The sequence below is a fragment of the Membranihabitans maritimus genome (genome assembly GCF_021729145.1).
In the GTDB taxonomy this organism is placed as follows: domain Bacteria; phylum Bacteroidota; class Bacteroidia; order Chitinophagales; family Saprospiraceae; genus Membranihabitans; species Membranihabitans maritimus.
The window spans coordinates 198,431-211,088 of record NZ_JAJSLW010000005.1; the positions used below are offsets into that span (position 1 = coordinate 198,431).

The following is a 12,658-nucleotide window of genomic DNA, read 5'->3' on the forward strand; positions in this document are numbered from 1 at the left end:
TCTGACAATTGGCGTTTGTTGAAAGTATTCTCCATTTTTCGAATAATTAAATAGAGCTCCATTAAGTGACTTGCAAATGATTATACTTCCTAATCCATCAGAGAAACCAGGTACCTTTATAATACCATAAAGGGTAGAAATTAGGGGAGCTAACCTTTTCCCTTTAATTAGATTAGGTAAGTATTTATTCATGTCTTTTAAGGCTTGTGGTTTTTATTGTTAATCATAGCTATTGACCTAAGATAACTATCTTTGTACACAGATTAAAATTCAATTGACATTATTGTTTTTTATTCGGAATAAGGTATTATGTGTCATATATAATTAAGTTTAGAGAAGGGGGGAGATACAATATCACAATGAGTGACAAAAAATTATAAATACGGAGGGAATTTTGCTATTGGACTTGAAGGGAAGGCTAACCTTATGTATTAGGATTTGTACTGGAAATTTATTGACTGTAAAGGAGTACAAATTATTCCTTTTGTCATAAGTTGAAAAAAATAAAGGCTCAAATACTTGTATAAATTTTATATGCGACGGAGCGGTGAATAATGTACTGATATTCCTTCAGATCTCGTTCCTTTATTAGACTTATTAATGGCCTGGAGTTTTATATTTTCATTTAGGCATTAAAGTTATGATGCCTACCAATCAGTTTCTATTCTTATTCTTTTTCAGATTTGGTAGCGGAACAAATTCCTTATTATCTCCAGGTATTTTTGGGAAAGCATCCAGGTTTTGAATTTTCCAATTTTCTTTTGCTTGCTCCAAAATAGATTTGTCAGAATGAACAAAATTCCAAAACATAAATCGTTCTTCATCAAAAGGTTCCCCTCCAAAAAGATACAGGGTTGTTTTGCCATTTGTTTCAAATTCACATAATGTTGCTTTTTTAGCAATTAATAATTGTTTACTTCCATAATCCTTATTTTCAATTTTTACAGTACCTTCTAAAACATACATGCCTACCTCGCCAAAAAGTTTATCTCCGATATTGATTATTTTAGGTGTTTCGGTTTTAATTTCCAGAAAATATAAGGGACTATGGACAGGGACCGGCGATTTTTTAGTTTTAATTTCACCGGCAATCAATTTATAATAAATACCTTTTTCTTCCCAGGTTGGTATTTTTTCTTGGTTAATGTGATGAAAAGATGGTTCTGATTGTTCCAGGTGTTTGGGCAGGCCTATCCATATTTGAAAACCGTGTAAAAACGAATCTTTGTTTCGAAGGTATTCAGGTGTCCTTTCTGAATGGACCACTCCTTTCCCAGTTGTCATCCAATTAACTTCACCGGGCTTAATCTCTATCTCATTACCGAGACTATCGCGATGGAATATCGCACCATCTAATAAATAGGTTAAAGTGGAGAGGCCTATATGTGGATGGGGAGGCACGTCCAGATTTTGATGGTCCTTGAGGCAAGCCGGTCCCATATGATCGATAAATACAAATGGGCAACAGCCCTTTTCTGTCGGAAAGGTAGTAGCCTGCCAACCAAAAAATTTCCAATATCTGCAGCTTTTTCTTCCAATATGAGTCCTACGTTTGATTGCATTGAAGTTGTTTAATATTGAATGTTAAATTAATGAAATGTTGTTGATTCTTTCCAACTCAAATCCCAATGGGATAATACGGACCTCACTATGAGTTTGGTCCCCATAAGCCCGGGATCAAAAATAGGTGATTCTGAATGCTTTCTGGGTACAGGTAAGTAACTTAGCAATTTGTTTTTAAAAGGCGTCATTATTGCCTATTTAAATTTCGAGTATGTTTTCAATAGTTGAATAATATAATTATTAAATCGATTTAAATAGCAAAATTCTGGTTTTCCGAATTTATTCCAGGTAATGCCAATATCTCAATATGATTTTTTTCTATCTTTTTTCGGGATTGAACAAACATAGTTAATCAAATTCATTAAAACTTTCCAAAAGATATAGTTCTATGTCTTATGCGGTCATAATTTCTATTAATGCGTTCTTTTCATCCTTGTTGAAGTATTTATAGCATTCCATCATAAGGGCAGGTTGATAATTGAGTTAGGATTTGAGGAATAGTTTTTAGTATTGCTATGTCCATATCCCCTTTGCATCGATTTTAATTTGCTCCAACCTTTTTAAATCATTGCTATAAGACTTCAAAAGATAGTCGTATAAGTTTTTGTCTATTATATTAAGTATATCGCGGTGCTATGGTTTCTAGATTTTATCCTGGAGGAAATTATTGGTTTCCAGTGCTCGTACCCTTCCCGATTTATAAGCCAAAGAGCCATAGGAGTTTTTGTATCAGCGGTATCAATTACAAAAGATTCTTCTTTAAAGAGTTTTGGTAGAAGGAGATATTAGATCTCGATATTTCCTTTGCTCTCTCGAATGGATGTAACCATTGAGCATATTCAATTTTCCTATACTGTGGAATATCAATTTTTTTTATTTCACATCAGTATTCATTAAAAGTCTTTTTTACACGATTCTTTCTTAGCTTTTTCTTTAGGTGATTTATGATTATTTCTTGCTTTACAACTATTAATGCTGCTACAACACTATACGCTATTTCGGAAATCAAAGGTATGTATTCACCTACTCCGACCAGACAGCAAGTTCATAACCATCGGGATCGGAGAATTGAAAGCGTTTGCCACCCGGGAAGCTAAAAATATCCTTCAGGATGGTTCCTCCCGATTTTAATACTTTTCTTTTGCTTGATTCAATATTATCTGAATAAAGTACGACCAATATACTGCCTTTTGCAGGTTCACCGATCGTAAATCCGCCGTCTACATAATCTCCTTCAAAGGCTGTATATTGGGGGCCATAGTCTGTAAAACTCCAACCGAAACATTTTGTATAAAATTCTTTTGCCCGTACTATATCTGTTGTGAGAAATTCAATGTATTGGATTTGCTCGTGTTTTAATTTTATTGGCTTCATGGTTTAATATCCTTAAAATATCTTGGAAAAAGTTTGAAATATCATGTTTAATTTTCAAATTAAGTAGTTGTATTACTGGAATCTAATCTTGTGTTATATCTACTTCACCGGTTTCTTAGGTTTTCTGACTCTGTGGTATTTAATCCTTCGAATATGGGCACGGGTCGATGTTCACCTTCTTTTTCTGTACGAGCAATTCCATGTTCTCTAATGTCATTTATCAGCCATTGCATTTCCATTATTTCCTTGCGTTGCGCTTTGATAATTTTATCAGCAAGTTCCCGTACTCTAACATCCTTTATCTTTGATTTTTCGCTTGTTAATAATGCAATGGAGTGATGTGGAATCATACCCTTCATATAATCCACATCTGAGACGGTTTTCTGGCTCCTAACCAACCATATACCACCAATAATAAGGATAAGACCCAAACTAAAAATAGCTATATTTTTCCCGCGTTTTCTGTACATACTAAGCATGTAAAGTAGCATGATAATGATCATAGCTCCACCCATGACAAGGGTCATAAACAACCGGGTTTCACTAAACCAGAAATGCTCAATGATTTGATATGAATGTGTATACATTAAAAAAAACATAGCAGCCATGGAAGTAGTGATCATTGCAAAGAATTTAAAATAATTATGACTGTTTTTGTTATTACCCTTCATGGTAGAATTTTTTTATTTAAAAACTATTTCTAATTCTTCAGGCTTGCTTTTGTGCTATAATTTTTGCTGATTTTATTTCATTTCTAGGTCTTTCCAAACAAACTTTAAGCATCTAGTGAATATTTTAATGATTTTGTTAATATAAAAAATTAAATTAATAGGAATGGCTCACGGAATGATGATTAGGTTATTATATGTCCACGATTTATGTTGTTTCATAAAAGTGAACCATTTGTTTTAGGAATTTCTCGGATGGAACCCATATTTCCGTTTTTTTTTATTCTTCATCTTGAGTAGAATCTCGGTATGATAGAAGGCATGAAAAGTTATGTTAAATACCTTTTCGAACTAAATGTATTCAGTGGTGTAATATTTTATAAATTGTTCCTGTTACAAATTCCGATGAATTCGGGGCGATATAAGCACATGGTAGTTACCTGAAGCATAATAAGTTTGAATGTTGATTCTCGTTTCGATCAGAACCCTCAAAAGGTTCCATCTACCTGTTACGTGTGTTCGAATTCCCAGGGATAATTAATACCTAAACATGAATCTTGTTAGCCTCCCAATCCTAATAAATAAAATTTTCATACTTATTTTTTGTTGAATGTATGCGTTTCTAACCGTGGTTTCTTTTATTCAAATTGCTTTGGTCTTTTCCCTTGAGAAGCCAATCTGACTATTTCATCTATTCTCTTTTGTCTGGTTTCTTTACGTTTAGCGATTACAATCCAATACAACATTCCTTTCATTGTTGATTTTGATTGTGATTCAAAGTAATTCTTGGCAATATTATTTTCCCCCAATGCAATTTTTAATTCCTTTGGAATGATAAGGTTTTCAATATCGTCCATTATTGACCATGTGCCGTTTTGTTTCGCCGTTCTAATGGTTTCATAACCTGCATCAGTCATTCGACCTTGTTGGATTAGTTTGCTAACTTTCTCCTTGTTTATTTTTGACCAGGTACTGGTTGGTTTTCTTTTACTGAAATATTGGATATACCTTTCTTCGTCAATCGATTTTTTTGTACTATCTATCCATCCGAAGCAAAGGGCCTCATCAACTGCTTCACTCCAACTAACAGAAGGTACCTGGGAGGAAACTCTAAAATACATTAGCCAAACTGATTTTTTTGACCGGTGATTTTTTGTTAACCATTTTCTCCATTCTGATTGGTTTTTGGGACAATATGTTTCTATTTCCTTTTTGCTCATAAAAATTGATTCATTTCAGTAATGTAAGAATATTAAGGAGTGAGGTTAAGATAATATTCAACAAAAATATTGACCCTATTGAATATCTTCTAATTTCAATTTGGATCAATGTATATAATCAATCTTCATTTGATTAACTTCTGCAGATATAAAATCTTGCCAAACCTTTTTTGAAATATGACTATTTGGAATAACGACCTTACTGACAGGTTTTTTAAGTTCGATACTTTCAAGCTTAAGTCGATTACCTATGTTAAGGTACTGATTCGGACAATGCTGGAAAGGTTTTACCTTTTCAATCAGGACCATCCCCCTGAAACAATTTTTCTACCAACGTATCAGGAATTTTTATATTTCAATTAAGTACCGGGGTAAGACATAGTATCCCTGGCAGTATCTCAAAAATCATCATCGCTTTTTGCCGACTAGTACAGTTAATAGCTGCCTTTGAAAACCAATGAACTACTAACCAAAGATAAAACCTGTATGTGACAACCCTATGTCATGCCGTATAAATAATTAGGTGGGATTCAATCTGATAATCGAGGCTTGATTTTAGGATTCAATATTTAGATTCTTTCTTTATATTTTGATACACTGTTGAAAAAGTAGTTGCATTTATAACTATGGTTGCAGTTGTAAAGGTTGAATATAGTTTTTTTAAGAGTTCATTGTATAGGTTGTCTTGTCCAAAAGTTTTCAGCAGCAGATAATAATGTTCCCTGGATGAAAGTAACAAATGCGATAGATTTTTTAATGATATTTCTAATGGTATATTATTCGTGAATCTGCCTTTGATCCTAATGGGCTTGTCGTATAACTCATTAAAATCTATTTGGTGATCATAAGATGAATTCTGATGATGAGACCTTTTTAAATTTAGTTTTTCTAAAATCCAATCTAGTGATAATTCAAAATCATAAATGACAATTCTGGAAGAATTTTTGGATACCCTGACAACCTCATTAAGCAAAGCCTGTGATTTAGCATAGAAAAGGGACCCTGCGAAAGTAATTACATCAAAGTAATCATTTGGAAAGGTGAAATTCTCCTTGTTGTAATATTTATATTCTATCCTGGGATGGTAAATGGCTTTGTGCAACATCTCTTTACTTGGCTCAATTCCTACAACATTATTACAAAAACGGGTTAAAGCAATAGATGACTGGCCCGTTCCACAACCGACATCCAACCCTAAAGAACAAATATTTTCATGTTCTAAACATTCCTTTAATATTATGAAATGTAATGAAGGTCGATATATGGAGTAATGAAAAGCTGTAGTTTGATCGTAATTATTGGTCATATTTAGACATTCGATTGAATTATTCTAAAGAATATTTTACATCTCGTTGGGAGAAACTGAATCATTTGCTGACTATCCATAATTTATATGAATTTAATTATTAATTGTTGTTTTCAATAATTATGTCTATTTCCAATAACCAGGGACAATTGTAAAGCAAGCAAATTTTCATTGTCTGAATCAACCATTTAAAATGATTATCCCTGGTATCATCGATAGGTTCTTCTTTGTATTTCTTTTGCTTTAAGCAGAGCTGAAAATAAAATTTTTAAGATAGACTTACTACAAAGGGATGCTTTTCATAAGTCTTATATTCTGATCATTAATTGAACTCCAGCAGTAATTGGCCTAATTGAAAATAAGGACTATAGGCAGTACTATGGAGTAATGTCATATGTATGAATATATTTTCAAAAATCAGTCTTTTATAGGATGATACTATCCAGAAATTAGTTCCTGCTTAACCGTCCGTCTTGATTAATATATTGGTATCTTGCTGAATTCAAAATTATTCCTGGTATTGCTGAATAGCAATATAATCTGAAGAAAAACTTAGTCTTCCGAAATCAATACTCTTGGTATTTCTGAAAGGATTTTCGGATTATTATTTTTTCTGAATACAGGGCCTGCATATTCATTACTAGTTTCGTATTTAGGTGAAAAATATCCTTTTCGGTTGAGAAAAAGTTTACCGTTTTTTTTATTAATGGTCACGGTTCCCACCGGATAAAATCCCTTGTCTTTATCTGCCTTCGAAATGGTTACTTTTTCCAGTGGCCTATTATTTTTAGTTTGCCATAAATGATTTCCATGTGGTAGTATATCGATCTCTTTTATTTCCAGCTGAATTTTATCTTTTTTCACCTGTACAACCATGTAATTCGTACGTGTATTGTATCCAATCAACCCACCATGAGCTACTTGCATTATTCCGTCCCTTTCGGTACATGTAATAGCGTGTACTTCTCCGCATAAATAAGCATCTACCCCGTAATTTTTCATAGCCTGCCAAAAACCTGATTCCCTGCCCTCCTTAATCATCAGGCCACTCGAGCTCCACTTTCTTACGGGACCCAGGATCGGCGCATGGCCCAGAACAAATTTATGATCTGCATCGGCATTTTCTTCGAGTATGTTGATTAGCCATTTCAGTTGTTCTCCGGTTACACCGGCTTTAATCAATCCCTGGTCACTTTGACCTTTTTCGAATATATCAGTAGAAATGAAAAGGACATTTTTGTGTTTCCACCAGAAAGCCGTACCTTTCATATGATCAGGGCCATTCGCGGGCATTTCCATATGTCGGGCAAAGGCTTCTTTATACAATTTTACAGCTTCTATTTTTTTTGTTGTCCTCCAGGCATTGTCACCTATTTCGTGATCTCCAATGGAAGTGTAGAATTTTATACCATGGTCTTTCATCCTGTTTTTCCAGGCTGAATAATATCTATTGGCATACTTGTCAATAGTATCTCTATCATTCCACTCCGGATCATCCCAGTGCCCCATAACCAAATCACCAGGTACTACCAAAAAATCAGGATCTTCTTGTTTTATGGATTCCAATATATAGGATACTGCATTTTCCCAACCTTCCTGCGGATAATCACAATCTACATTAAGAAAATCAGGCATACTTACGAATATCCATTCTTCCTCATTTGAAGCAGGATTAGATTGGCAGGCAAGTAGAAAATATCCTGTGATGGCTATAATGTATATATTAATTTGTTTCATTTACCTGATATTGTAGATTTTCTGAAATTTTCATCTTGTCTTAGAATAATTGTTCTTCCGTATATGATAATCTATATCATTATGGTATTGCTGCTATGTTATATGATATGTCGACTATTTTTACTTTTAACCAGGTCCATTTTTCACCATTTAACATCCAACTCACTTCACATTCTACAGGTACTTTTATCCCCTTGAAATCTTTAAATTTGATAGCTTCCACGGACCATTGTGTAGGAGTAGGGTCTTTTACATCTTTATAGCGCATGGCCACAAATTTTACAAACTGACCATATTCATTAAAGTGAAATATACCACTAGCTTTTGTCCCCTGAATATCCATCGTTGCTTTAGCGGAATGGTCATTCAAAGCTTCCCAATGAATGTCGGGAGATAACGCAGCTGAAGGAAACCATACAATTTCTGCCAGATATCGCTGTAGGGTTGCTTGATTTACTTTGAAATTATTATCAGCATGAACAACCGGAAAAAGGGAAAATAGCTTTATTGTCATTTCCCCTTTCCCCTTTACGAGTTTGTCCCGACCTTTTGTTGAAATAAGAGAGTATATAGAAGTGTTGATAACCCAATTAAATCCGGGAGGTTGAACAGTAAAGATTTGATTCGCAGTACCAGAACTCCAATCCTTTTGTCCTGGATTCATTTTTAGTTTCAATTCCTGGGTTAGATATACATTGGATACAATAGGTTGTCCAAATTCTGTGCTTGAATGAAGCCATTTCCGAACAACCGGGGGCAAATCTGCAATTTCCTGAGCTATTATCGGATTATTAGTCACAGTTTGAGCCCTTTGAAAAAGATCTTTTCTTTCGGCTAAAATTTGATTAGTAAAGCGAAAATCTGAATAGGAAACGATAGATGCCAGCAGTATAAGTATATTAATGAGGGTTCCAAATTTGGCATCGGACCAAAAGTAGAATATCAATGCCTGGGAAACCAGGATAGCCATAAACCCGCCTAGCCACCAATAATCTGGTTGCCAAATAAGAAGGATAATTGTGATTGAGAAAAGGATAAAGCTGACTAACCAAAAGGCTCCCACAGGTTTGGAAATTGGTTCAGATATTCCCTGGAATGTGGTTATATCGTAAGCCTTTAGGAACCCAAAAAGGTGAATACTCCCGTGTAATCCCATGACCAGTATTAAAATTATCCTCATTTCCAGATGATTTATGGTTAAACTGATTATTGAATTGCGCAACTAAGTTGAAATAAACATACAATTTTATTGTGTTGAATTTCTTGATAAAAGTCAATGGAATTGTGACTCCACGCATCGACTTTTGTATTAAATATAAAAATAATGAGTCGAAATACCTACATGTTTTTTGTTGTTTTCCTGTTGTCTGGTGTTACTATTGACGCCCAAACTAATGATGAAATTCCGGAAAACAAATATTTTATCGGTAGTACATTTTTTATGCTTGCTAACCTGGTCGATGACCCGGAGCCACCAGCTTATTATCAACTAAATGGTGGCTATCGAATAACTGCAAAAGATGTTGTATCAATTGAATTAATCACATGGACTTATTATGAGCCATTGGGAGTACCCTTTAATAAAAAGAAAACGGCTTCCAATTATCCGGGGAAGGTGCAGTCATATGGGGCTGGTCTTGCGTATAAAAGATTTATCTGGAAGGAGGCTTTTGTCCAATTTCATGCTACCGCTTTTCATCAGGATTACCTAGATAAATCCGGACGAAAAATCCAAAGTGGTTTTCAGCTATTTAATACTTTACGGATTGGTTATCAATTTCAGTTTTTTGATAATAGAGTGTTCCTTGCACCCTCAATAGCTTGTACTTTCTGGCCTGTGAATACCCATTTGCCATCATCTTTTCAGATTCAAGAAAATAAGTGGAATGGATTTTTTATTGGTGAACCAGGTTTACATTTTGGGATTAACTTTTAGTAATGCGCTTCCTGATTCTGCTTAAGGATTCCGGTTTGATTCCCAGATAACTGGCAATTTGATGTTGGGGGACCCGATTAAGAAGATCCGGTCGTTCTTGCTGTAACTTTTTATATCGTTGCTCTGGTTTTAATACGATGGTTTGAATTAATTCCTCTTGTTGGGAACCCATCATTTGTTCCATTCCGCTTCTACAAAAGGTTTCAAATCGTGGGTGTTTCTCGTACAATTTGTTTTCTTTTTCCGTATTGAGTATGGCCAGGGTCGTTTTCTCCATGCATATATAATTTACCTCAGAGGGTGCCTGCTTGGCAATGCTATTAAAATTGACAGCAGATTGATTTTCTGTATAAAAGGCTGTAGTTTTTTCTTCTCCGTCATTGATTTCATATTCCCTGACACATCCTGAAATAATATAATAGGCATTTCTTGCAACCTGGCCTTCCCGGAGTAAAAATGTTCCTTTTTCAAAACTTTCTATCGGGAAACTACTTTCAATATCAAATTTTTCCTTTTCTGATAGTGGCGTTAATTCCGATAGTAATTTTATGAGTATATGTGTCATGTTCAATATTTTAACGATCGACTGCTAATTTATTTATTGAATTTTTACGGGATTTTAGATGTCTAAAAATAGATAATTTTTATTCTGAATAAAACGCCGGGGAAAGCTATTTACTAAATCACTCTTTATGGTGGCATCTCCAATTACCTTACATATAATAGAACGGCTTTTATTTTCAACAGTTGAAAATGATTCTATTCTGGCTTCTCAATTGATTCCATACGTTCCGGATATGTCTATCAGGTCAATTTCTTTTAGTGTGTTTTCAAAATGTAATCATTTAATTGCAATTATAACGGTTTAATATCGTGCAAAATATTAAGCGCATTTTGGGAGTATAATGAACATTATATGCATATTCCTTATAAGATCCAAATTATTCCTTCATGCGCTTAATGTTATTTCAAAGAATCTATTTTATGTTTTTAATCTAATGCCCGGGTTCCCAGATAAGTCGTATAAAAGTACTAAATCTTTCATTTTCTCTCTTTACCGGGATCCCTACAACAATTCCAATTAGGGTGTTTTCGGAAATTCCCAAACGCAGTTGGGGCCTCATAGTCATATCAAAATCCATACGATCATATGTTTTATTAAACTCAATACCTATAAAGTTTTTTGTGCCTGTTATCGTATAATGTATGCTGGTATTCAGATCATAAATAGTATGGAATCTATTGGAACCAAACTTTTGCTTTACCACAGGCCCGGTGTAAATGAGTGAATGGAAATTGTTTCCCCATCGCCTGGCAACTACCAGGAAAGGATTGTATGAATTACCTGTGATTAGAGGGGTGCCAAAGTTTTTAAAATCGGAAAACTCCACTTCATTAATATACCCTAATGCCATTGAGGTAGCATGTGGTTCGCTCACGTAAAAGGTCCATTGGGTTGCCATCTTGACACTGTTGAGTCTATGAGATGGAATCGACTCAGGTAAAGATCCGTTTACCGGGGAATAGAAGGTGAAAGGCAGTTCTATTTCCAATCCCAACCTGTCTATGGGCGCCCATTCGTATTCTACAAGAGCCTCATATGAATCAAAATGTAAATGGTCTGCTAGCCCTAATCCTAAATTCCATTCCTTTTCACCCTTTCTTGCCCCTAAATCACGAATGAGATCAATATAAAGAGGTTCTGCATGGAATACCTTTGCCGGTAGTTGCTGCTGCTCCACCTCTTGAACGTAAGTGCTATCTTTTTCAGCAGCCAAATTTTGTGCAATAGCAATTTGAGAAAAAGCCAATACTAAAATTGGCATCAAAAATATTTTGATGTTCATTATTATTTGATTTCATAATTTTAAAAATTTTCACCTTAGTATGGTGACATTGATTCGAAGATTATTTTATGATAATCAAATTTTTGGCGGGGGCGTATCGAGTTTTAAAAATCCGGAAGACAAAAAGGCTCTAAATTGCCGAAATGTTTTTTTTGGGCCTTCAAAAATTAGGTGCATACAATCCCAATGACGATATTGATAGAAAACTTGTTTTAATTGATGGCTACTATTCTTATTATGTTCTTGGGAGTCATTGTCATCATACTCTTTAAACGCATTTTCAAATCCTAACACTTTTTCAATAACTAATTCAATAAGACTTTCCTGATCATTGATAGATAAATCTTCTGAGATATGTTCTGGATAAAGATCTTTTGTATCAACACTGATGTTGAGGAGGTAAAGTCCCAGTAGACCGCATGTGAGTCTAATTAATGTAGTGTTTCTAATTTTATTAATCACCTTTCAAAAATGCATTACTGGTTTTTAATATATCGGTAGAAGGAACCATAAAATAGCTGCAATAAATATTGGTCCAAAAAGGTGTAAGAATAGAAAAATCTATTATAACAATACAACTTTTACGACTCCAACAACAGAACAAGAAGCTTGTATCGTATTATATATAGTACCGAATTTTTCTATATTTTTTTTCAGCAAGTTAATATTCAAACTTTTGTCGTCACTATGAATTAATAATTCGTAATGAATATTATCCAATTTAGACGGTTTGTCCAGACGTACTGCATTTACAGTAATTTCAGCATGGGTATATTTAAATTTCATCAAACCTGAAAATCTCTCTACGTTTTTTAGAATGCAGGAAGAAAATGCACTCAAAAATATTTCTGCAGGATTTACAAAATCATTATCTGTTTCGGATGTTATACCAAATATAATTTCTGATTTTTTGATTTTTATAGAACCCTTTTGATTTTTAATCGAGCTGGCTTTAATTGAATATTTCATATCTCAATGATCTCATATTACCAATTAAAAATGGATAT

11 protein-coding genes and 1 pseudogene are annotated in these 12,658 nt (G+C 34.1%); 1 reads left to right on the top strand and 11 read right to left on the bottom strand.

What is annotated here, in order from left to right; translation table 11 throughout:
- Positions 1-654 precede the first annotated feature (654 nt).
- The 7 genes and pseudogenes from LVD47_RS07725 to LVD47_RS07755 form a co-directional block, all read right to left on the bottom strand.
- A pseudogene (locus LVD47_RS07725) lies at positions 655-1,562 on the bottom strand (pirin family protein).
- A 1,024-nt stretch (positions 1,563-2,586) separates the two neighbouring features.
- Positions 2,587-2,937 (bottom strand): VOC family protein, encoded by a 351-nt coding sequence (locus tag LVD47_RS07730; RefSeq protein ID WP_236975046.1) that lies wholly within the window; start codon positions 2,935-2,937, stop codon positions 2,587-2,589.
- A 104-nt stretch (positions 2,938-3,041) separates the two neighbouring features.
- The gene (locus tag LVD47_RS07735) at positions 3,042-3,608 is read right to left on the bottom strand and encodes a DUF305 domain-containing protein (RefSeq protein ID WP_236975047.1); all 567 of its coding nucleotides are present in this window, start codon (positions 3,606-3,608) and stop codon (positions 3,042-3,044) included.
- A gap of 635 nt (positions 3,609-4,243) precedes the next feature.
- Positions 4,244-4,825, bottom strand: a complete 582-nt coding sequence (locus LVD47_RS07740) for a YdeI/OmpD-associated family protein (RefSeq protein WP_236975048.1) — start codon at positions 4,823-4,825, stop codon at positions 4,244-4,246.
- Positions 4,826-5,387: 562 nt separating this feature from the next.
- On the bottom strand, positions 5,388-6,131 hold the full coding sequence (locus tag LVD47_RS07745; RefSeq protein WP_236975049.1) for a class I SAM-dependent methyltransferase: 744 nt from the start codon (positions 6,129-6,131) through the stop codon (positions 5,388-5,390).
- A gap of 552 nt (positions 6,132-6,683) precedes the next feature.
- Positions 6,684-7,868 (bottom strand): metallophosphoesterase family protein, encoded by a 1,185-nt coding sequence (locus LVD47_RS07750; protein ID WP_236975050.1) that lies wholly within the window; start codon positions 7,866-7,868, stop codon positions 6,684-6,686.
- A gap of 79 nt (positions 7,869-7,947) precedes the next feature.
- Complete coding sequence (locus tag LVD47_RS07755) at positions 7,948-9,048, bottom strand: DUF6920 family protein (protein WP_236975051.1); 1,101 nt, start codon at positions 9,046-9,048, stop codon at positions 7,948-7,950.
- Positions 9,049-9,192: 144 nt separating this feature from the next.
- On the opposite strand from LVD47_RS07755, the gene LVD47_RS07760 reads away from it, so the two are divergent.
- A complete protein-coding gene (locus LVD47_RS07760) occupies positions 9,193-9,804 on the top strand; it encodes a hypothetical protein (RefSeq protein ID WP_236975053.1) in 612 nt (203 codons plus the stop codon).
- On the opposite strand, the gene LVD47_RS07765 is transcribed toward LVD47_RS07760, so the two are convergent.
- The 4 genes from LVD47_RS07765 to LVD47_RS07780 all read right to left on the bottom strand — a co-directional run bounded on the left by LVD47_RS07765 (position 9,794) and on the right by LVD47_RS07780 (position 12,620).
- Entirely contained in the window at positions 9,794-10,369 is a 576-nt protein-coding gene (locus LVD47_RS07765) for a Crp/Fnr family transcriptional regulator (protein ID WP_236975055.1), read from the bottom strand. The genes LVD47_RS07760 and LVD47_RS07765 overlap by 11 nt on opposite strands.
- Before the next feature lie 430 nt (positions 10,370-10,799).
- Positions 10,800-11,651 (bottom strand): HAEPLYID family protein, encoded by an 852-nt coding sequence (locus LVD47_RS07770; protein WP_369427751.1) that lies wholly within the window; start codon positions 11,649-11,651, stop codon positions 10,800-10,802.
- Positions 11,652-11,726: 75 nt separating this feature from the next.
- Entirely contained in the window at positions 11,727-12,113 is a 387-nt protein-coding gene (locus tag LVD47_RS07775) for a hypothetical protein (RefSeq protein ID WP_236975059.1), read from the bottom strand.
- 102 nt (positions 12,114-12,215) lie between these two features.
- Positions 12,216-12,620, bottom strand: a complete 405-nt coding sequence (locus tag LVD47_RS07780; protein ID WP_236975061.1) for an OsmC family protein — start codon at positions 12,618-12,620, stop codon at positions 12,216-12,218.
- Positions 12,621-12,658 lie beyond the last annotated feature (38 nt).

Bases quoted from the DNA above. Each gene is read 5' to 3' on its own strand.
- LVD47_RS07730 (WP_236975046.1), bottom strand. From the start codon at position 2,937: ATGAAGCCAATAAAATTAAAACACGAGCAAATCCAATACATTGAATTT.
- LVD47_RS07735 (WP_236975047.1), bottom strand. From the start codon at position 3,608: ATGAAGGGTAATAACAAAAACAGTCATAATTATTTTAAATTCTTTGCA.
- LVD47_RS07740 (WP_236975048.1), bottom strand. From the start codon at position 4,825: ATGAGCAAAAAGGAAATAGAAACATATTGTCCCAAAAACCAATCAGAA.
- LVD47_RS07745 (WP_236975049.1), bottom strand. From the start codon at position 6,131: ATGACCAATAATTACGATCAAACTACAGCTTTTCATTACTCCATATAT.
- LVD47_RS07750 (WP_236975050.1), bottom strand. From the start codon at position 7,868: ATGAAACAAATTAATATATACATTATAGCCATCACAGGATATTTTCTA.
- LVD47_RS07755 (WP_236975051.1), bottom strand. From the start codon at position 9,048: ATGAGGATAATTTTAATACTGGTCATGGGATTACACGGGAGTATTCAC.
- LVD47_RS07760 (WP_236975053.1), top strand. From the start codon at position 9,193: ATGAGTCGAAATACCTACATGTTTTTTGTTGTTTTCCTGTTGTCTGGT.
- LVD47_RS07765 (WP_236975055.1), bottom strand. From the start codon at position 10,369: ATGACACATATACTCATAAAATTACTATCGGAATTAACGCCACTATCA.
- LVD47_RS07770 (WP_369427751.1), bottom strand. From the start codon at position 11,651: ATGAACATCAAAATATTTTTGATGCCAATTTTAGTATTGGCTTTTTCT.
- LVD47_RS07780 (WP_236975061.1), bottom strand. From the start codon at position 12,620: ATGAAATATTCAATTAAAGCCAGCTCGATTAAAAATCAAAAGGGTTCT.